At 62.1% G+C, this 20,428-nt stretch carries 18 protein-coding genes and 1 tRNA gene; 8 read left to right on the top strand and 11 right to left on the bottom strand.

The window, feature by feature from the left end; all coding sequences use genetic code 11:
• Window positions 1-65: 65 nt before the first annotated feature.
• A complete protein-coding gene (gene pknB, locus KSW38_RS03800) occupies window positions 66-2,120 on the top strand; it encodes a Stk1 family PASTA domain-containing Ser/Thr kinase (RefSeq protein ID WP_216922935.1) in 2,055 nt (684 codons plus the stop codon).
• 74 nt (window positions 2,121-2,194) lie between these two features.
• On the opposite strand, the gene KSW38_RS03795 is transcribed toward pknB, so the two are convergent.
• Window positions 2,195-3,598, bottom strand: a complete 1,404-nt coding sequence (locus KSW38_RS03795; RefSeq protein ID WP_216922934.1) for a class II 3-deoxy-7-phosphoheptulonate synthase — start codon at window positions 3,596-3,598, stop codon at window positions 2,195-2,197.
• A gap of 66 nt (window positions 3,599-3,664) precedes the next feature.
• Complete coding sequence (locus KSW38_RS03790; RefSeq protein ID WP_216922933.1) at window positions 3,665-4,456, bottom strand: lysophospholipid acyltransferase family protein; 792 nt, start codon at window positions 4,454-4,456, stop codon at window positions 3,665-3,667.
• Window positions 4,457-4,565: 109 nt separating this feature from the next.
• Here KSW38_RS03790 and KSW38_RS03785 point away from each other — a divergent pair, with 109 nt between their 5' ends.
• Genes KSW38_RS03785 through KSW38_RS03775 form a run of 3 tightly spaced genes read left to right on the top strand, consistent with a single transcriptional unit; the run spans window position 4,566 to window position 6,701 of the window.
• A complete protein-coding gene (locus KSW38_RS03785; protein WP_216922932.1) occupies window positions 4,566-5,354 on the top strand; it encodes an alpha/beta hydrolase in 789 nt (262 codons plus the stop codon).
• Window positions 5,351-6,154 (top strand): alpha/beta hydrolase, encoded by an 804-nt coding sequence (locus KSW38_RS03780; protein WP_216922931.1) that lies wholly within the window; start codon window positions 5,351-5,353, stop codon window positions 6,152-6,154. The genes KSW38_RS03785 and KSW38_RS03780 overlap by 4 nt, the downstream gene beginning before the upstream one ends.
• On the top strand, window positions 6,141-6,701 hold the full coding sequence (locus KSW38_RS03775; RefSeq protein ID WP_216922930.1) for a hypothetical protein: 561 nt from the start codon (window positions 6,141-6,143) through the stop codon (window positions 6,699-6,701). The genes KSW38_RS03780 and KSW38_RS03775 overlap by 14 nt, the downstream gene beginning before the upstream one ends.
• 44 nt (window positions 6,702-6,745) lie before the next feature.
• Here the strand turns inward: KSW38_RS03775 and KSW38_RS03770 are convergent, their stop codons facing one another.
• Window positions 6,746-7,804, bottom strand: coding sequence for an ROK family protein (locus KSW38_RS03770; RefSeq protein WP_216922929.1), 1,059 nt, complete (start codon window positions 7,802-7,804; stop codon window positions 6,746-6,748).
• Between the two features lie 187 nt (window positions 7,805-7,991).
• On the opposite strand from KSW38_RS03770, the gene KSW38_RS03765 reads away from it, so the two are divergent.
• A complete protein-coding gene (locus KSW38_RS03765; RefSeq protein ID WP_216922927.1) occupies window positions 7,992-9,803 on the top strand; it encodes an AMP-dependent synthetase/ligase in 1,812 nt (603 codons plus the stop codon).
• Between the two features lie 70 nt (window positions 9,804-9,873).
• On the opposite strand, the gene KSW38_RS03760 is transcribed toward KSW38_RS03765, so the two are convergent.
• The gene (locus KSW38_RS03760) at window positions 9,874-13,269 is read right to left on the bottom strand and encodes a pyruvate carboxylase (RefSeq protein WP_216922925.1); all 3,396 of its coding nucleotides are present in this window, start codon (window positions 13,267-13,269) and stop codon (window positions 9,874-9,876) included.
• A gap of 304 nt (window positions 13,270-13,573) precedes the next feature.
• Between KSW38_RS03760 and KSW38_RS03755 the strand changes: the two genes are divergently transcribed.
• A complete protein-coding gene (locus KSW38_RS03755; RefSeq protein ID WP_216922924.1) occupies window positions 13,574-14,383 on the top strand; it encodes a ParA family protein in 810 nt (269 codons plus the stop codon).
• Between the two features lie 110 nt (window positions 14,384-14,493).
• Here the strand turns inward: KSW38_RS03755 and KSW38_RS03750 are convergent, their stop codons facing one another.
• The 5 genes from KSW38_RS03750 to gcvH form a co-directional block, all read right to left on the bottom strand.
• Window positions 14,494-15,087: a MerR family transcriptional regulator gene (locus tag KSW38_RS03750; RefSeq protein ID WP_216922922.1), complete on the bottom strand. Its 594-nt coding sequence runs from the start codon at window positions 15,085-15,087 to the stop codon at window positions 14,494-14,496.
• Window positions 15,088-15,324: 237 nt separating this feature from the next.
• Entirely contained in the window at window positions 15,325-15,828 is a 504-nt protein-coding gene (locus KSW38_RS03745) for a bifunctional nuclease family protein (RefSeq protein WP_216922920.1), read from the bottom strand.
• Entirely contained in the window at window positions 15,828-16,544 is a 717-nt protein-coding gene (ftsR, locus tag KSW38_RS03740; protein ID WP_216922918.1) for a transcriptional regulator FtsR, read from the bottom strand. Before ftsR ends, KSW38_RS03745 begins: the two co-directional genes overlap by 1 nt.
• Window positions 16,545-16,567: 23 nt before the next feature.
• On the bottom strand, window positions 16,568-17,044 hold the full coding sequence (locus KSW38_RS03735; protein ID WP_216922916.1) for an FHA domain-containing protein: 477 nt from the start codon (window positions 17,042-17,044) through the stop codon (window positions 16,568-16,570).
• Window positions 17,045-17,182: 138 nt separating this feature from the next.
• Entirely contained in the window at window positions 17,183-17,569 is a 387-nt protein-coding gene (gene gcvH / locus KSW38_RS03730; RefSeq protein ID WP_216922914.1) for a glycine cleavage system protein GcvH, read from the bottom strand.
• A 117-nt stretch (window positions 17,570-17,686) separates the two neighbouring features.
• Here gcvH and KSW38_RS03725 point away from each other — a divergent pair, with 117 nt between their 5' ends.
• On the top strand, window positions 17,687-18,268 hold the full coding sequence (locus tag KSW38_RS03725; protein WP_216922912.1) for a hypothetical protein: 582 nt from the start codon (window positions 17,687-17,689) through the stop codon (window positions 18,266-18,268).
• 80 nt (window positions 18,269-18,348) lie between these two features.
• Here KSW38_RS03725 and KSW38_RS03720 read toward each other — a convergent pair whose 3' ends face one another.
• Complete coding sequence (locus tag KSW38_RS03720; RefSeq protein WP_216922910.1) at window positions 18,349-19,557, bottom strand: MFS transporter; 1,209 nt, start codon at window positions 19,555-19,557, stop codon at window positions 18,349-18,351.
• Window positions 19,558-19,732: 175 nt separating this feature from the next.
• Between KSW38_RS03720 and KSW38_RS03715 the strand changes: the two genes are divergently transcribed.
• A complete protein-coding gene (locus KSW38_RS03715) occupies window positions 19,733-20,179 on the top strand; it encodes a MarR family winged helix-turn-helix transcriptional regulator (RefSeq protein ID WP_216922909.1) in 447 nt (148 codons plus the stop codon).
• Window positions 20,180-20,337: 158 nt separating this feature from the next.
• Here the strand turns inward: KSW38_RS03715 and KSW38_RS03710 are convergent.
• A tRNA-Pro gene (locus tag KSW38_RS03710) sits at window positions 20,338-20,414 on the bottom strand.
• Between the last annotated feature and the right edge of the window lie 14 nt (window positions 20,415-20,428).

The following is a 20,428-nucleotide window of genomic DNA, read 5'->3' as shown; positions in this document are numbered from 1 at the left end:
CACCTTCGGACGAGGCCCGGATCCTTCGCGGATTCGGGCCTCTTCCCTGCCTCGTTTAGGATCATATGGTGCAGGAACCAACGCAGGACCACCTCATCGGGACCACGGTGGACGGGCGCTACCACGTCCGCTCACGCCTTGCGAGGGGTGGCATGTCCACCGTTTACCTGGCCACGGACCAGCGCTTGGAGCGCGACGTGGCCCTCAAAGTCCTGCACCCGCACCTGGCCAATGACGAGACGTTCCTGGAACGGCTTAGCCGCGAGGCCAAGGCCGCCGCGAGCCTGTCCCATCCCCACGTTGTCAGCGTGCTGGACCAGGGCGAAGACGGGCATATCGCGTATCTGGTGATGGAGTATGTCAAAGGCCATACGCTCCGCGACGTCATCAACCAGCAGGGTGCACTTCCACCGCGTCTGGCCCTCGCTCTGATCGATCCCGTCATCGAAGGTTTAGCGGCAGCCCACGGATCAGGACTCATCCATCGGGACATCAAGCCCGAGAACGTGCTCATAGCCGACGACGGCCGGATCAAGGTGGGTGACTTCGGCTTAGCCAGGGCTGTCACGGCCACCACAAGTACTGGCGCCTTGATCGGCACGGTGGCGTACCTCGCTCCCGAGTTGGTGCTTGGCAAGCCCGCTGATGCCCGCAGCGACGTCTACTCAGCGGGCATCATGCTCTACGAAATGCTCACAGGCAAGCAGCCATATGCTGGTGAATCCCCGATTCAGGTTGCTTACCAGCACGTCAATGCCGCAGTTGGCCGCCCCTCCGAGGCTGCTCCCGGTCTTGCCGAGGACCTGGACGAACTTGTGCAGTGGTGCACTGCTGTGGACGCCGAAAACCGGCCTGTGGACGGCTCCGCCCTGTTGTCGGAACTGCGCCACATCCGGACCACGCTAAGCGACGAGCAACTGGATCACAGGCAGCCGTCCTCCCGGCCTCTCTCCACTGCCGCCGCCGTTGAGGCAGCCGCCCCGCGGGAGAATCCCACCGAGGCCCTTGCCACTACAGCATCACCCACCGAATTCATCCCACACCAGAGCAACCCGACAACCGTGATGGCAGCGTCTGCGCGGCAACCACGTAACGCCGGGCTCGCCCTTCCGGGTGTGGACGATGACCTGCGCCAGCCTGGCAAACGGGAGCAGAAAAAACTGGAGCGGCAACAGGCTAAAGACCAAGCCAGGGCTGCTGCCACCCCGGTGCGGCCCTTGCGTGAAGGCAATCCCAGGCGACGCGCCGTTATCTGGACAGTCGTGATCGTGATCCTGGCGCTGCTCGCAGGATCTGCCGGCTGGTTCTTCGGCATGGGGCCTGGATCTCCAGGCACCGTTCCCGATGTCAAGAACAAGACGGTAGCCGAGGCCCAACAACTCCTGCGCACAGCGGGATTCCAGTCCGAGCCCAGGGACGTATTCGACGACGACGTCCAAGCCGGACTCGCCGTCGGAACTGAACCCAAATCCGGGGAAGTGGTACGTAAATTTCAACCCATTGCCCTTTTCGTTTCGAAAGGCGCACAACTCTTTGCACTGCCCGGGCTGACAGGCGGGACCCTGGATCAAGCAAAGACCGCCCTGAACGCCGCCCAAATGACCCTCGGCAATGTCACCGAGGCTTTCGACGAAAAGATCCCCGCGGGCAGTGTCATCTCCCAGGACCCTGCCCCGGGGAAAGAAGTCCGCCACGGTACGCCGGTATCCTTGGTTGTTTCCAAGGGACCCCAGCCCATCCCCGTTCCCGATGTTCGGGGTTTGCCGCAGGATGCTGCCGTGAAAGCAATACAGGATGCCGGGTTGAAGGCCGTTGTCGCTCCGGAGACAGTCAACGACAAATCAGTTCCCAAGGGTGCTGTTGTGGCACAGTCCCCTGGCAACGGCACGCTCGTCCGCGGCGAAACAGTGACCTTGACGGTCTCCAAGGGACCCAAGCTGGTGAGGGTTCCCAGCTTTATCGGCAAGCAGGCCAAAGATGCTCAGAAGGATCTGGAAAAACTGGGTTTCGACGTAAAAATCAATGCAATTCTGGGCGGCTTCTTCGGAACTGTGCGAGACCAAAATCCAGTAGACACCGAGATCCCGGAAGGCTCAGTCGTCACCCTGACCGTGGTCTGATCCAGGACAAAGACAGAAGAGGGGGCGGTCCGGATCGATCCGGACCGCCCCCTCTTCTGTAGAGTTCACCATTCCTACCGCTTGGACAGGGCTCCTGCGACCAGGAAGGCCATCTCAAGTGACTGCATGTGGTTCAGGCGCGGATCGCAGACAGACTCGTAACGGTCGAGGAAAGCGTCCTGGTCGATGGGGTCTGCACCGCCGAGGCACTCAGCGACGTCGTCGCCGGTCATTTCGACATGCAGGCCGCCAGGAACCGTGCCCAGGGAGTGGTGTACCTCGAAGAAGCCACGTACTTCATCGATGACGTCGTCGAAGTTACGCGTCTTGTACCCGTTTGGCGAGGTGACCGTGTTGCCGTGCATCGGGTCCGTCACCCACAGGACCTTGGCGCCGGAAGCGGTAACGCGCTCGACGACGGCCGGCAGCTTTTCGCGGATGTTGGTGGCCCCCATACGGGTAATGAATGTCAGGCGCCCCGGTTCGCGGTTCGGGTCCAGCTTGTCGATAAGGCGGAGGGCATCGTCGCCGCTGGTGGTGGGGCCGAGCTTGACCCCAATGGGGTTCCGCACACGGGAAAGGAAGTCCACGTGGGCATGATCGAGTTCGCGGGTCCGCTCGCCGATCCAGAGGAAGTGCGCGGAAGTGTCGTACGGCAGGCCCGTGCGCGAGTCAATGCGGGTCAGCGCGCGTTCGTAGTCGAGCAGCAGTGCCTCGTGGCTGGCGAAGAACTCAACCCGCTTGAGGGCCTCGAAGTCAGCGCCACAAGAGTCCATGAACATGATGGCACGGTCAATGTCACGGGCAAGGGACTCGTACCGGGCATGTGCCGGGTTCTCAGTAAAGCCCTTGTTCCACTGGTGGACCAGCCGAAGGTCCGCGAAGCCACCCTGGGTGAATGCCCGGATCAGGTTCAGTGTGGATGCCGACGTATGGTAAGCCTGCAGCATCCTGCCGGCGTCGTGCGCGCGGGACTCGGGCGTGAAGTCGTAGCCGTTGACGATATCTCCGCGGTACGCGGGAAGCGTCACGCCGTCGCGGGTTTCATCGTTGGACGAGCGTGGCTTGGCGAATTGGCCGGCCATGCGGCCCATCTTGATAACCGGCATCGCCGCACCGTACGTGAGTACGACGGCCATCTGGAGGATCGTCTTGACGCGTGCGCTGATCTTGTCCGCCGTAGCGGCCTCAAAGGTTTCTGCGCAGTCTCCCCCCTGCAGGAGGAAAGCCTTGCCCTGGGCGGCCGCAGCCAAGCGCTCCCGAAGAACGTCAACTTCGCCGGCAAATACCAAAGGCGGAACGACGGAAAGTTCCTTAACGGAGGCCTTGAAGACTTCAGAGTCAGACCACGTGGGCTGCTGGGAAATCGGCAGGTCCCGCCAGGCGTCGAGACCGGGGTAATTTGCAGCCCCACTCTGGGCGGTGCTGGCGAGTGGGTCTACTACGGGGGGTGCGGTGTTCGCGGTTAGCTCAGTCACCCTTAAAGAGTAGTAGCCTCCGCCAAAGTTGGGGCACTGCAGGCGTAACTGTCCCTGCCGGATGCGTCACAGTCCCCCGCTGGCTGCTCCCCCGTCTTCCTTGGGTCCGTCCTTGTCATCAGCGATGTCCGAGGGAGCCTCCTCGGCTGCTTTTACTTTCCCAACAGTCCCGGGTCCTTTGCCATCCATCCGGGCCTTGACCACAGCTGCATACTCGTCCACATACTCCTGGCCGGAAAGCCGCATCAACTCGTACATGATTTCGTCGGCTACGGCCCTTTGAATGAGCCGGTCATCTTCCATGCCGTAATAGCGGCTAAAGTCCATGGGCTGCCCAAAGATCACACCGATACGCCTGATGCTGGGCAGCCTCTTGCCAATGGGCTGGACCTTTTCCGTGCCAATCATGGCCACCGGCACTACAGGGACACGGGTCTGGAGAGCGAGCCGGGCAACACCCACCTTGCCGCGGTAGAGCTTGGCGTCCGGACTCCGGGTGCCTTCGGGATAGATTCCCAAGAGCCCGCCGGAATTCAGGACGTCCTTCCCGGCCTGCAGCGATAGCTCGGATGCGGCTCCGCCGGAACGGTCCATCGGCAGTTGGTTCGTCAACCTGAAGAACAACGCAGTCAAGCGGCCCTTAATGCCCTTGCCCGTGAAGTATTCGGACTTGGCAAGGAAGATCACGGGCCGATCCACCATCAGGGGAAGGAAGATGGAGTCCGAAAAGGACAAATGGTTGGACGCCAGGATCGCCGGGCCGTTTTCGGGGACGTTGTCCAGCCCTTTGACCCATGGCCTGAACAGGAGTTTGAGAACAGGACCAAGAAAGATCCTCTTCATGACCCAATAGAACACGTTTGTCCTCTCACGGCCGGTTTACGGGCGTCCTTCCGGCCAAGCCGGCGGCACTCAACAGCAACCCTACTCCAGTGAGAAATGTCGGGAAGAGTGACACGATGGAGCCATGACGGAACGCAACCAACCAGCCGCGCCGCTCGCCTTCCACCATCCCGGCCATGGAGCCAACGCGTCCACCGGAGTGGCCATCTGCCACGGGTTCACAGGTAGCCCGCTGAGTGTCCTGCCTTGGGCCGAGTATCTGGCCGGGCAGGGCTTTTCCGTTTCAGTGCCTTTGCTTCCCGGCCACGGAACCAGCTGGCACGATCTCGCCACCACACGCTGGCAGGATTGGTACAGGACATTTGAGCGAAGCTATCTGGACCTTGCCGGCCGGACTGAAACGTGTTTTGTGGCAGGCCTGTCAATGGGCGGTGCCGTTGCCCTCCGCGTCGCTTCCCTGCACGATGTTCCGGGCTTGGTCCTGGTGAACCCGGGGTTGAGTTTCTACGATCGCCGGGTCAGGTACGTCGGAGCACTCAAGTACGTCATGCGGACCACCTCACCCATTGAGGAAGAAAAGCCGACGGCGGCCCCCACTGAGGACGGTGACTACTCAAAGACGCCTTTGAGGTCCGTGCACGAACTGAAGAAGCTCTTCCGCCAGGCAACCCGCACCCTCCCACAAATTCAAGCACCGGCGCTTGTCTTCAAATCTTCAGTGGACGGTGTCATCCCGCCCAGTTCCGTAGCTATGATCAGCAGGCATATGGACCCATCACGACTCAAAGTGGTGACGCTCCCGGCCAGCGGGCACGTGGCCACGTTGGATGTGGATGCACCCACCATCTTTGAAGAATCGGCGGAGTTTTTCCGTCAGCATGCCGCGGACAGAGTAGCCTCAGAGTCATCATGAAAATGCTTCCCGATTTCTCCCCGTTCCTCAGCAACTGGACTGGCTCAGGCCCCCGGGTTGGCGTCGTCATGTCACACGGGTTTACGGGAAGCCCGCACAGCGTCCGGCCTTGGGCCGAGCACCTGGCCGCGGCAGGATATGCCGTCAGGGTTCCATTGCTCCCCGGGCACGGAACTACCTGGCAGGATATGGCGACGCGTTCATGGCGTGAATGGCACCGGGCCGTTGACGATGCCTACAGGGAACTGGCAGGCGAATCTGATTTCGTCTTCGCAGCCGGACTGTCCATGGGCGGAACACTGGCCCTGCGCATTGCGGCGACACGGCCCGTGGCTGGCACCATTGTGGTCAACCCGGGCCTGGTACTCGATGACCCTCGGGCTGTCATCGTTGCGGCCCTCAAGTACGTCCTGAAGAGCACTCCGGCGATCGCCAATGACATCTTGAAGCCGGACCAGGACGAAGGGGCATATTCCCGCACTCCGGTTGCAGCGGCCCACGAGTTGAAGAAGATGTACAAGGATACTGCCGCGCTACTGCCCCGCATTACTTCGCCTGTGCGGGTCTTTCGCTCCACGGTGGACAACGTCATCTCCAACGCCAGCCTCGAGTTCCTCCGTGCACGGGTCCAGGCGCCCGTTGACGTCACCTACCTCAGCAACAGCCATCATGTTGCGACCCTGGACAACGACGCCCCTGAAATCTTCACGGGAACTGTCGACTTCATCCAAAAGACCATGGCGGCGCTGGCCGGCAACGGGTCTTCCCTTGAAAAGGACAAAGCCGATGAACAGGCCTGATCCCAACTCTGCCGATCAGAGCGCCAACAAAGATGACGACGCCGTCTGGTTGGATTTAGTGGCCCGGCTGGAAGCGACGGAATCCTTACCGCTCGGAGAGGCCTCCGAACCGGGTCGGCCGGAAATGGGCCAGACAGGAGCGGGGCCAGCCAGGGAAGACGCCCCAAAGGCCTTTAGGGACTTTGATCCGCTGGGACTGTCCTCTCCCGCCACGGCTCCAGCGTCCGATGCCCGGACGCCACAAGGGGAAAAGGAACAATCAGACGGCAGGCCCCTGGGTCCCCGCGATTTCGAGGCGGACGACGACGACGGCGCCTTCGTGCCCGAGGAGCCTCCCAGCCTGGTGGGAACCGAGCCGCTGACCATGCTGGCATGGATCGGCGCTGTGGGCGGCCCTCTCGCCCTGCTTTTTACGGCGATGTTTTGGCGTTCGGCACCGTTGCTGGCCATCCTTGGCATAGTGGTGGCCTTTGCAGCTTCCGTGGTCTACCTGATCATGCGGCTACCGCATGAGAAAAACGAGGACGACGACGGCGCCCGCATCTAGCTGGGCACCCGCTTGATTGTGGTCTTTCCCAGCTGTGGTCTTTGCTAGCTGTAGGCACGGCCACTGACCCTGGAAAGGTCAGCAGCGCCGATCATGCCTGCACGGGGCCCAAGAGCCGCGAGCTCAATCCTTGCCATCGGACGGAATCCACGCCCCGTCAGGTTTCGGGCGAATGCCTCACGGGCCGGTCCGGCAAGCAGGTCCCCTGCGTCGCACAGTCCGCCGCCGATCACGAACATGCCGGGATCCAGTGCCGCCGCCAGGTTGGCCAGCCCCAAGCCCAACCATTCACCTTGGTCCGCCAACAGTTCCCTTGACGTAGAGTCCCCGGCAAGCGCCAACGCGGTAACTGCAGCACCGGTAATGCTCTCTGCCACACCGCCTGCCCGCTCAAGGAGTGCGCGGCCTTCGGGCGAGTTGGTTCGCACCAATTGGCGGGCCTCACGGCCAAGGGCGTTGCCTGACGCGTATTGCTCCCAGCAGCCACGGTTGCCGCATTCGCAACGGTGCCCGCCGGGGAAAATGATCTGGTGGCCAAATTCGCCAGCCACGCCGTAACGACCGCGTTCAACCCGCCCGTCCATCACCATTGCACCGCCGATGCCCGTGCCCAACGTGATGCACACCAGGCGGCTCTCACCCTGCCCGGCGCCAAAGCGCCACTCCGCCCAGGCGGCCGCATCGGCGTCGTTCGTTAGCAAAACCGGCCGCCTCAACAGCTTCTGCAGGCTTTCCCTCAGGGGCTCGTTGCGCCAGGCAAGATGCGGACTGAACAGGACCGTACCGCCGTCGAGGTCCATCCAACCTGCCGCGCCAATACCCACCGAGGCAATCCGGTGGTCCGCGCTGAGTTCGTCAACCAGTTCCACGATGGTCTGCTCCACGGCCCGGGGATCGGCGCCGGGCGTGGACCTGCGTGCCTCGGCAAGGATCCGCCCCTCGGCGTCAACTACGCCGGCAGCTACCTTGGTGCCACCGATATCGATGCCGATGGCCAGCCCACGCCTGCCCAAATGGCTCCTGCGTCCAGCCCAGGGAACGTCCTTCAAGGCAGCGACGGGTGGCCGGGGCCGGGCACGGGAACTGGACCGTAATGAAGGCATCCCAACATCCTATTCTGCCGGGCCCAGGCAGAATGCCGTCGGAAGCGCTGGACGGCGCCAAGTTGCTCGAAACGGACGGTCATCCGTAAAGTTACTCGCCAGTAGGTGAAATAGGACACACCTCCGCGAGTGGGCATACTAGAGTGAAAGCAGCCCCTCGCGGCCCGTGCATATCAAAGGAGCTACCGTGCGTGAATTCAGTGTTCCGCCTCTTGTCAATGTTGCCCCTGAAACCAACATCACGGACCTCGTCGTCCGCGAAGCCGCCAAGGCTTCCAACCCTGCACTCTTCGCCAAGCTGGACAGCAATGCCCAATGGCAGGACATCCGTGCCACGGATTTCCTTGCCGACGTGAAGGCCTTGGCCAAGGGCCTTATCGCCAGTGGTGTGGGCGCCGGCGACCGCGTCGGCATTATGTCCCGGACCCGTTATGAGTGGTCGCTGGTGGACTTTGCCATCTGGTTCGCAGGAGCCGTTTCCGTCCCGATTTATGAGACCTCTTCCCCATCGCAGGTGGCCTGGAACCTGGGCGATTCCGGTGCCGTGGCCGCTTTTGGTGAGGCCGCCCACCACGAGGACATCATCCGTCAGGCCGTCGCAGCCGAAGACATACAGTCAGTGGCCAACGTCTGGCAGCTTGAGGGTGCCGGCCTTGATGCCCTTCGCACCGCTGGCACCAGTGTCACCGATGAGGAACTGGAGACGCGCAGGTCCGCCGCAGGCCTGACAGACCTGGCCACCATCATCTACACCTCCGGAACCACAGGCAGGCCCAAGGGCTGCGAACTGACCCACGGAAACTTCGTGGAGCTCTCGGAGAATGCCCGTGCGGCACTGGGCGAGATCATCAACGAGTCGGCGAAGACCATCATGTTCCTCCCGCTGGCCCACGTCTTTGCGCGCTTCATCTCCGTCCTGGCCGTTGCAGGGGGCGTCAAAGTTGCCCACACTCCGGATATCAAGCATCTGCTGGCCGATCTGCAGAGCTTCCAGCCAACGTTCATCCTTGCTGTGCCGCGTGTCTTCGAGAAGGTCTACAACTCGGCGCTGACCAAAGCCGAGGACAGCGGCAAGGGCGCCATCTTCCACCGTGCAGTGGACACGGCGATCGAGTACTCCAAGGCGCGCCAGGCCGGTTCCCTGGGTCTGGGGTTGAAGCTGAAGCATGCGGTGTTCGACAAGCTCGTCTACGGAAAGCTCCGCGACGCCATGGGCGGACATGTGGCGCACGCTGTCTCCGGTGGCGGCCCCTTGGGCGAACGCCTGGGCCACTTCTTCCAAGGCATCGGCCTGCAGATCCTGGAGGGATACGGCCTGACGGAAACCACGGCACCCATCTCGGTCAACACACCCTCGATGATCAGGATCGGCACCGTGGGCGCCCCACTTCCTGGCAATGCAGTCAAGATCGCGGACGACGGCGAAATTCTCGCCAAGGGTGTCTGCGTCATGCGTGGCTACTACAAGCGCGAGGATCTTACCCAGGAAACTTTTGCCGACGGGTGGTTCCGCACCGGGGATATCGGCGAGCTCGATAGCAATGGCTTCCTCAAGATCACCGGCCGTAAGAAGGAAATCATCGTCACGGCAGGTGGAAAGAACGTGGTTCCAGCGCTGCTGGAAGACCAGATCCGTGCAGACGCCCTCGTTTCCCAGGTCCTGGTAGTGGGCGACAACCGTCCGTTCATCGGTGCTTTGGTGACCCTGGATGAGGAGGCGTTGCCGGGATGGCTGGAACGCCATGGCGTCCCAGCAGGTACCACCTTGGAGGAAGCTGCCGGGAACCCGGTAGTACGGGCTGCCATCCAGGACCTCATCAGCAAAGCCAACCAGTCTGTCTCCCAAGCCGAGGCGATCAAGTCGTTCCGGATAGTCCCTGCGGACTTCACGGAAGCCTCAGGCCACCTCACTCCGTCGCTGAAGGTCAAGCGCGCGCAGGTCATGAAGGACTTTGACGCCGTGATCGAAGAGATGTACTCGGCGCCCCGGCCGCAGTAGTCACGACGCACCGCAAACGAAAAAACCCCTTCCGGAATTCCTCCGGAAGGGGTTTTTCATTGGTGGATCGTTAGCCGATCACCAGCAGCAAATCGCCGCCCTGGACCTGCTCCACCGAGGAGATGGCCAGGCGGGAGACCGTGCCGGCCACCGGCGTCGTGATGGATGCTTCCATCTTCATTGCCTCGATCGTGGCAACGGTATCGCCGGCGTTGACCACGTCGCCTGCCTTGACGGTAACCGTGACCGCCCCCGCGAACGGGGCTGCAACCTGCCCGGGCTGCGCTGGGTCGGCCTTCTCTGCGGCCTTGACGTTGCTCACCACGGAACGGTCGCGGACAACCACCGGACGCGACTGGCCGTTGAGCGTACACATCACTGTACGCATGCCCTTCTCGTCGGCTTCGGACACGGCCTCAAGCTGGGCGATCAGCCGCACACCCTTCTCCAGCTCGATGACGTGCTCAGCGCCGCGCTGCAGGCCGTAGAGGTAATCGCGGGTGTCCAGCACGGAGATGTTGCCGTAGGTCTCCACGCTCTTGAGGTAGTCCTTGGTGGGACCTGCGAAGAGCAACCGGTTCAGGGTGTGCTGGCGGGTCTTCGAATCACCCTTCAGCGCGGCGCTGTCCTCTGAACTGATCTCCACGTCCCGGACCTTGACGCTGCGGCCTTGGAGGGCCTTGGTACGGAACGGCTCGGGCCAGCCTCCCGGGGGGTCGCCGAGCTCGCCGGAGAGGAAGCCGATGACAGAATCCGGGATGTCGTAGTTCTGCGGATTCTCGTTGAAGTCTGCGGGATCCGCGTTAAGCCCAACGAGGTGCAGGGCAAGGTCACCCACCACCTTGGAGGACGGAGTCACCTTGACCAGGCGGCCCAGGATGCGGTCTGCCGCCGTGTACATGTCCTCGATGGCTTCGAACTGCTCCCCCAGCCCCAAGGCGATGGCCTGCTGGCGAAGGTTGGACAGCTGGCCCCCAGGGATTTCGTGCTGGTAGACACGGCCTGTGGGACCTGGCAGCCCGGACTCGAACGGCGCGTAAACGCGTCGGACCGCTTCCCAGTAGGGCTCCAGTGCACCGACGTTGGCAAGGCTCAGCCCGGTGTCGCGCGGTGTATTGGCCAAAGCCGCAACGAGAGCGGATGCCGCAGGCTGGCTGGTAGTGCCTGCCAGGGAAGCAGAAGCGACGTCGACGGCGTCGACTCCGGCTTCCACGGCTGCCAGGAGTGTTGCGAGCTGGCCACCGGCGGTGTCGTGCGTGTGCAGGTGCACCGGGAGATCGAAGCGCTCACGCAAAGCCGAGACGAGCTTGGCAGCCGCAGCGGGACGCAGGAGGCCTGCCATGTCCTTGATGGCGAGGATGTGGGCACCGGCGTCGACGATCTTCTGGGCAAGGTCCAGGTAGTAGTCGAGGGTGTACAGGTCCTCATTTGGGTCAAGGAGGTTGCCCGTGTAGCAGAGTGCGACCTCTGCGACGGCGGTTCCGGTGGCACGCACGGCCCGTATTGCCGGGGCCATCTGGTTGACGTCATTGAGGGCGTCAAAGATGCGGAAGATGTCAATGCCGGTAGCCGCGGCCTCGTTGACGAACGCCTCGGTCACCTCTTCCGGGTAAGGCGTGTAACCAACGGTGTTCCGTCCACGGAGCAGCATCTGGATACAGGTGTTGGGCAGCGCCTGGCGCAAAGCAGCCAAGCGGTCCCAGGGGTCCTCGCCAAGAAAGCGGAGCGCGACGTCGTACGTTGCACCACCCCAGGCCTCCACGGAAAGCAGTTCCGGCAGCAACGCAGTGACGGCCGGGCCGGCAGCCACGAGGTCGCGGGTACGGACACGGGTAGCGAGCAAGGACTGGTGGGCGTCACGGAACGTGGTGTCCGTAACGGCGACTGCCTGCTGCTCGCGCAGCGCTTTCGCAAAGCCCTCAGGACCGAGCTCCAGCAGCTTCTGGCGGGAGCCTGACGTGGGTACCGGGCCCTCGACGACGGGCAGCTTGTTGGCGGGATCGGAGTGGACCGTCAGCTCGCCGTTGGGCTTGTTCACCGTGACATCAGCCATCCACGTCAGCAGCTTGGTGCCGCGGTCCGCGGAGATGTGCGACTTGAGCAGCTCAGGCCGCTTGTCGATGAAGTCCGTGGCTACATTGCCGGCGTTGAAGTCCGGATCGGCCAGCACGGCCTGCAGGAATGGAATGTTTGTTGACACGCCACGGATCCGGAATTCGGCCAGGCCGCGCCGCGCACGGGCAACTGCAGCCGGGTAATCGCGTCCACGGCATGTCAGTTTGACGAGCATGGAATCGAAGTGCGGGCTGATCTCGGCACCGGAGTAGACGGTGCCGCCGTCGAGACGCACGCCTGCGCCACCTGCAGAACGGTAGCCGGTGATCTTTCCGACGTCCGGGCGGAAGCCGTTGGCCGGATCCTCCGTGGTGATGCGGCACTGCAGCGCGGCACCCTTGATGGATACCGTCTCCTGGCTAAGGCCAAGGTCAGCGAGGGTCTCCCCCGAGGCAATACGCATCTGCGCCTGCACGAGGTCCACATCCGTGATTTCTTCGGTCACAGTGTGCTCAACCTGGATGCGCGGGTTCATTTCGATGAAAACGTGCTGGCCGGCGCGCTCACCCTCGGTGTCCACCAGGAACTCAACCGTTCCCGCGTTGACATAGTTCAGGGCTTTGGCGAAGGCCACCGCATCACGGTAGAGCGCCTGGCGGATGTTTTCATCCAGGTTGGGCGCGGGCGCGATTTCCACTACCTTCTGGTGGCGGCGCTGCAAGGAACAGTCACGTTCGAACAGGTGCATTACATTGCCTTCGGCGTCCGCCAGGATCTGGACTTCGATGTGGCGCGGGCGCAGCACCGCCTGTTCGAGGAACATCGTGGGATCGCCAAACGCGGCATCGGCCTCGCGCATGGCGGACTGCAGGGCCTCAGGAAGAGCTTCGCGGGTCTCCACGCGACGCATTCCACGACCACCACCGCCGGCAACAGCCTTGGCGAAGATCGGGAAGCCGATTTCGTCGGCTGCCGCAATCAGCTCATCGAGGTCCTTTGAAGGCTTGCTCGACTTCAGCACCGGGACACCAGCCTTGCGGGCAGCTTCCAAGGCAGCAACCTTGTTGCCTGCGAGCTCCAGGACCTCCGCGGGCGGACCCACGAAGGTGATTCCCGCGGCCTTGGCTGCACGCGCCAGGTCCGGGTTTTCCGAGAGGAAACCATAGCCGGGGTAGATGGCGTCGGCGCCGGCTTCCTTGGCGACGCGGACAACCTCCTCGACGTCCAGGTAGGCGCGGACGGGGTGACCCACCTCGCCGATCAGGTAAGCTTCGTCGGCCTTCTGCCGGTGGATCGAGTTGCGATCCTCATGCGGAAAGACGGCTACGGTCTTGGCGCCCAGTTCATAACCAGCGCGAAACGCCCTGATCGCGATTTCGCCGCGATTGGCCACCAGAATTTTCGAAAACATACTTCTCCTGCATCATTGCGGGTGGATCGGTCGGTGGTCACAGTGTGTAGTGCCGCCAGCATCAAACACAAATCTTTGTGGCAACCATCACAATGGAATCGTCATCTGGGCTGTATATGCGTGCGCGCGACTCCCCCTCGTGCTAATGCCCGCAGCATCCTCCGGCGCCCGGGCGCGTAGAAAGCGGGATTCCACGGCCCCGCCCCATATGATGTTGGAGGGGCTTCGGCAAGCCCCGGCTCCGGCGGTCCCGGAGCGGAAAACAGCGCGATACGGCAACCGGCGTTAGGTTTTGGGTTTTCAAGTGCAAGTAGTCAGCATCAGCAGCCTCAAAGGCGGAGTGGGAAAGACGTCCGTGACCACCGGCCTGGCGTCCGCGGCCCTCGCGGCCGGCATTCCAACCCTCGTGGTGGACCTCGATCCCCATGCGGACGCGACCACGGCACTCGGCGTCCAGCGAGGCGAGCAGTTGGACATTGGCCGCATGCTCAAGAGTCCCCGGAAAGCCAAACTCCCCGAGAACGTCGCCAGCAGCAGCTGGGTCTCCAACGGTTCCAGTGGCGGCAAGCTTGACGTGGCTGTCGGTTCGGCTTTCACGGGCATCTATGATCGCCCGGACCTCGGCCGACGGGACCTTCGCAGGCTTTCGGCCGTTCTTGCAGGGACCACCAACTATGAACTGATTCTTGTGGACTGCCCTCCCTCGCTCAACGGGCTCACGCGCATGGCATGGAGCGCGAGCGACCGCGTAGTACTCGTGGCCGAGCCCGGTCTGTTCTCCGTGGCCGGCACGGAACGAACCATGCGCGCCATCCAGTTGTTCCGGCAGGAATTCGCTCCCCACCTGGCGCCAGCGGGAATCGTCGCCAACCGCGTTCGCACTGGGTCAGCCGAGCACACCTTCCGGCTGTCCGAGATGGAGTCCATGTTCGGCGAGCTGCTCCTGACCCCGCACATTCCGGAACAGGCAAATTGGCAGCAGATCCAAGGCGCAGCGCACTCCGTGCACCACTGGCCAGGCGATTCCGCCAAAAACTCCGCAAAACTTTTCGACGCCCTCTTGCAGAGCCTGCTTCAGGGCCAAACCAGCTCGCGGGCTCGGCAGCAGCGCTAACCCGGAACACACCAGCCATACAACGTGAAGAAGCCGCCCCCTGTATCCGGGGGCGGCTTCTTGCGTTACTAAGGCTTCTTGACGTTACTCAGAGATCCAGTCCGCCGTTTTTAGCCGATGCGGCGTGCAACGCGCCGCTTACTCAATTCGTCGTCCGGAAAGGACTGCTCTGCGGCGTGCTCGCTTGGAAGCGCGGCAAGGCTTCCCTCGACTTCCCGCCATACACGTCCCACCGCTATGCCAAAGACACCCTGTCCGCCTTGCACGAGGTCAATGACTTCGTCGGCAGAGGTACATTCGTAGACACTGGCGCCATCGCTCATCAGCGTAATCTGCGCAAGGTCTTCAACGCCACGCTCGCGAAGATGCTCAACGGCGGAGCGGATCTGCTGGAGGGAAACACCGGTATCAAGCAGACGCTTGACTACCTTGAGCACCAGAATGTCGCGGAATCCATAGAGACGTTGCGAGCCGGAGCCCGCAGCACCACGAACGGCCGGCTCCACCAAGCCCGTGCGTGCCCAATAGTCCAGCTGACGGTACGTGATACCTGCAGCCTTGCAGGCAGTCGGCCCGCGGTAGCCCGCGTCCTCGTCCAGCACTGGCAGGTCCTCTGTGAAGAGCAAACCTTGGGCGCCGGATGCGGGCGCAGCAATGCCGGTCGAGGCCTGCTTCAGCTCGCCTGCTTCGCCTTTCGGACTCACGTGACCTCCTTGTTCTCAGTTCCCTTGGGGACGGTGCGTACCACTGATCACAACGCCGAAATTCAGCCGTGTAATTCCCACAAGTCGGCACCTTCCAGTGTGACTTGCGCGGGCAGTGTATGCAACGGGAACTTGATACCTTCGACGTTAGGCCCGGGAGGGCCCAGGGTCAAAGACCCCGGGCCCAAAATCCGGTCGTGTCGAAAGTTTCACCCTCAACTTTAGGCTTAGGGTGATTCAGCCTTCGAAATCCTCAGGTTCCACGTCGTCCAGGAACTCCCGGAAGCGCCGCATTTCACGTTCCTCGTCCACACTGGGATCCGGCTCTGAATCTTCGCCTTCATCATGCTCAGTGATCCGGACGCCGGCTTCCTCCATCACTGCATCAGCGCACCAAATGCGGCATTTGGCCCGCAATGCAAGCGCCAACGCATCGGAAGCGCGCGAACTAACTACCGTGCCGTCGTCGAATTGCAGCTGCCCATAGAAGATGTTGTCTTCAACCGCCACGATGTTGACGCTGATGATTGAGTGCCCCAGGGACTCCACAACGTCAATCAGGAGATCGTGGGTCATGGGTCGCGGTGGAACAACACCTTGCTGGGCCAGGGCGATGGCACTTGCTTCCGGTGTTCCGATCCAGATGGGGACGTGCCGCTCCCCCTTGATTTCGCGAAGGAGGACCAAGGGCTGGTTGGACGGCAATTCGATCCGGACGCCGACAATTTCAACTTCGATCATCAGGAGTCCATCCGGGAGATACGGTCGTGGACGAGCGCCCTGTGCAGCGTCAGGCACAGTTCGCTGATTTCACGCGCTGCCTCGGCGGCCCGTGCTTGGGAGGCTGCGTCACGCCTGGACGTCAAGGGCGCAACCGCTCTTTCCACCAGGCCGAACTCACGCTCGGCCGCAGCCTGGAACGGCCGGAGGTGGCGAGGCTCCAAACCGTGACCCTCCAACTGGACGCAAGCACGTGCAACCTGGAGGGCGTGTTCGTCGAACTTCCCGCCAACGTGGCTGATCAGCCCGAAGCTCAGGAGCGACTCCAACAAGGGCACACTCGCACCCGATTCGGCCCGGAGTTGCTCCTCGGTCAGGGCGCGCGCACGGCCTTGGATTTCCGCAGCCATCTCCGACGAAACCACCCGGGGCGAAACCGTGACGCCCGGAGGCAGGTTCTCTGGCCGCTCCCCGCGATCAATCGCGTCCAGGTAATCCTTGATGACTTTCAGCGGCAAGTACTGGTCGCGCTGAAGTGCGAGGACAAAACGGAGCCGCTCAACATCACTGTCCGCGTACTGCCGGTATCCTGCGGGGGTCCGCTTTGGATTAATGAGGCCCTTTTCCTCAAGAAAGCGGATTTTGGACGCGGTCATCCCAGGGAAGTCATCGCTCAATTGAGCCAGGACTTCCCCGATGTTCAGGACCTGCGGTCCGCGACGTTCCGGCTGGGCCATTGCCACAGGCAAGTACCCCGGGGTCAGACTTGGCCCGCCGGGCGGCCAGGGCTCAAGTAGTAGGTCAGTCGGAACTTGCCGATCTGGACCTCATTGCCACTCTTCAACTGCACCCGATCCACGCGGTCGTGGTTCACGTAGGTTCCGTTGAGGCTGCCCATATCCACGAGTTCGAAGCCCGTGGGGGTTCGGTGGAATTCCACGTGCTTGCGGGACACCGTGACGTCATCCAGGAAGATGTCGGCGTCGGGGTGCCTGCCGGCCGTAGTGGTATCAGCATCCAGGAGGAACCGGGCTCCTGCGTTTGGTCCGCTGTGCGCGATGAGCAAGGCAGAGTCCGGCGGAAGGGCATCAACGGACGCACGCTCTTCGGGTGCAAGCCTGGGTGCAACGCTGGGCTCGTCCCACGTTGGCGTGATGCTGATCGAGGTGGTCTCCGACGTGGGTTGCTCTTCCGCGCCCTTCCCGACATTGGCTTGATTCTGTTCGCCGCCAACCATGGAATTTCCTCCTCATCCGCCGGCAGTTCCAAACCCTGCCAGCCACTTCCGCCTCCCGGTACCGCCGGGCAAATCGGTTGCTGGCCCGCCTTCCCGCGTCCTTGACTAAAAGAATGCAGCCGGGCGGGCCAGATAACTTTAGCCTACCTGTTGTTCGTACTCCGATGCACTGAGCAGGGAATCCACTGCATCGGCTTCTGCCAGCTTTACTTCAAAAAGCCAACCATCGCCGTAAGGATCGGAGTTGATCAGTGCCGGATCCTGGTCCAAAGAATCATTCCGGTTAATGACTTCTCCGCTAACCGGAGCATAGATATCGCTGACGCTCTTGGTGGATTCAACCTCGCCAACAACTTCATTCCCGGTGATCTTGGTCCCGGGTTCGGGCATCTGGGCGTAAACAACGTCACCCAGGGCGTCCTGCGCGAAGTCGGTGATACCAATCCGCACCACGCCATCGGCGTCAGGGGCAGAAACCCACTCATGCTCTGCGGTGTAGGAAAGATCGGCTGGAATATTGCTCATGGGTCGCCTTTCATCGGGACATTTACGGATCTCGACGGCGGCCCGGGCATCCGGCCACCGCTGAAAGTATAGGCACAATTCCCCTGTGCCTGATGAGGTCTCTGCCATGATTGACCCATGACTGAACAAGCACAAGTACCAGCTCGGAAAAAACGCAATTGGGGCGTAAAAATTATTCTGATCCTGGTGGCATTGCTTGTCGCTGTGGCTGCCTACTTCATCCTTGGCGCCATTCTGCCGCGTTGGTGGTCCGACGTCGTAGCGGGGCAGATCCGGCGGGACCTCGGCGCGAGTGTACTGGTGGGTATGTTTTACGGCTTCGTCTTTACCTTCATTCCCCTCGTGGTGGCGTGGCAGGCAACCCACAAGGCTGTCTCCTGGCTTTGGAAGATCGTCATCCTGTTGGCCGCCGTCGCCATCGCAACGCCGAACCTGCTTACGGCCGGCATTGTGTTCGGTTCCACCGAATCTGCGCACGCCGGCCAGCGAACCTTAAGTGTGGATGCCGGCTTCTTCACCACGTGGACCGCGATCTCGGCCGTGGCGGCTGCTGTGATTTTTGTGGTGGTGACTGTTCTTTGGGCCCTGTGGCGTCGGCGGGGTAAGCAGATGAGGACGCTGAAGCAGGCGGAGAACGAACGCACCCGCGCTGCCAAAAGAGCAGAGCAGGAAGCCCGGGACAGCACTCCTCAGGCATAAGCGGCCCTGAGACGCTGAAAAGCCCGCCGTGGAACGTTCAAACCGTTCCACGGCGGGCTTTCACTTTCCCGTGGACATCGTCAGGAGACGGGTGCACCCTGGAGTTCGCGTTCGACGTCGGGCGTGGTCTTTGCTGTGGCAATTCCCTTGCGCTTGGCTGCTGCGGCGGCAGCAAGCATGACCAGCAACGCGGCCACAGTAATCGCGGCTCCTGCCCAGATGGGCGAGGTGTAGCCCAGGCCAGCCGAAATGGTGACCCCTCCGAGCCAGGCGCCCAGCGCATTACCCAGATTGAACGCGCCAATGTTGGCACCGGATGCCAGCGTGGGAGCGGAGGAGGCAAAGTGCATCACGCGCATCTGCAGCCCGGGGACAGTAGCGAAACCGAAGCCGCCCATGAGGGTCAGCGAGACCAGGGTTGCGATGCTGCTGGACGCGGTGAGGGCAAAGAAGCCCAGGACCAGTACCAAGCCGGCAAGGATAATCACGAGTGATCCGTCCAGGTTTTTGTCGGCCGCCTTCCCACCAAGGAAGTTGCCGACGAACAGTCCGCCGCCGAAGAGCACCAGCAACCACGGGACGGCGCCCGGCTCAAACCCGGAAACTTCCGTAAGCGTGAAGGCTATGTACGTGAACGCGCCGAACATGCCGCCAAAGCCCAAAATCGTCACCAGGATGGAAAGCCAGACTTGGCCGGATTTGAAGGCACCCAGTTCGCTACGGAGGCCCTTGGTTTGCTCAGTACTCCCCCTGGGCACCATCAGCGCGATACCAAGCAGTGCAAGCACTCCTATTCCGGTGATGGCCCAGAACGTCGAACGCCAACCAAAGTTCTGGCCGAGGAGAGTACCGAAAGGAACGCCAAGGACGTTGGCAGCAGTAAGTCCAGTGAACATGATGGCAATGGCACCGGCCTTTTTGCGTGCGGGAACCAGGCTGGCTGCCACCACCGAGCCGATTCCGAAGAACGCACCGTGACACAACGCCGCAATGATGCGGCCCACAAGCATCGCCGTGTACGAGTCGGCGATGGCGGAGAGGAAGTTGCCGAGGATGAACAGAACAAGCAGTCCAACAAGGACGGGCTTGCGCGGAAGCCTGGTAACGGCGGCAGTCACCAGGAGGGCACCAACCGTAACGCTCAGCGCATAGCCGGAAATGAACCAGCCTGCCGAGGCCTCGCTCACCTGGAAATCTGCCGCTACTTCCGGCAGAAGGCCCATGATGACGAATTCGGTTAATCCGATGCCAAATCCGCCAAGGGCGAGGGCGATCAACCCTGCGGGCATATGGAACTCCTTAAATGGGTGGCTCCCAAAAGCAAAGTGGATGTGCGCCTCGGGGAACCCGTAGAATAATAGTTGCAGACGCTGTATATATAGTTGCACACGCTAGATAATTGCGCAAGCAACTACTTTCGGTCGCCTGCATTGACACGCAAACCAAGGCAGGAGCACAACAGGCATGGGCATCAAGGATGACGCCGTAGAAGTACGGGCACAGGGTTGGCGCACCCTCGCTGCCCTGCACGGAAGCATCGAAGCAGAACTCGAGAAGGCCCTCCAGGCTTCCACCGAGCTCTCGGTGGTGGAATACACGGTTCTTGACGCCCTGAGCCGCCAGGACGGGTGGCACATGCGCATGCAGCAGCTTGCCCGCGCCACGGCTCTTTCCAGCAGCGCAACCACCCGCCTGGTCAACCGCCTGGAGGACCGGGGGCTACTGACGCGGATCCTCTGCGCGGATGATCGTCGCGGGATCTACACCGAGCTAACGGTCGCCGGCCAAAAGCTGCTTGAGGCGGCAAAGCCTGTGCACGATGAGACCCTGGCGTCGGCCCTGGAAGCCGCCGAGCAAGTTCCGGAACTCGAACCCCTGGTGCGCGCACTGGGAGCGCTGCAGAAGGCCTAGGCAGGCGCAAAACCCGGTCTTGTTCGCTGAACTCGCCGTACAACGTCGAGTTCAGCGAACAAGAGCACACTTTGTTGCCGATAGCCCTGAGCCGGGGCCACTCGCTCGTTAACGACCAAAGGCCGGAACCCCGCGTTTCCGCGTGATTCCGGCCTTATTGGTCGGGCTGACAGGATTTGAACCTGCGACCCCTTGACCCCCAGTCAAGTGCGCTACCAAGCTGCGCTACAGCCCGCTGGTTCCACCGTT

The organism is Paenarthrobacter aromaticivorans, from assembly GCF_019038615.1.
In the GTDB taxonomy this organism is placed as follows: Bacteria; Actinomycetota; Actinomycetes; order Actinomycetales; family Micrococcaceae; genus Arthrobacter; species Arthrobacter aromaticivorans.
This window is presented reverse-complemented; position numbering and strand designations above follow the sequence as displayed.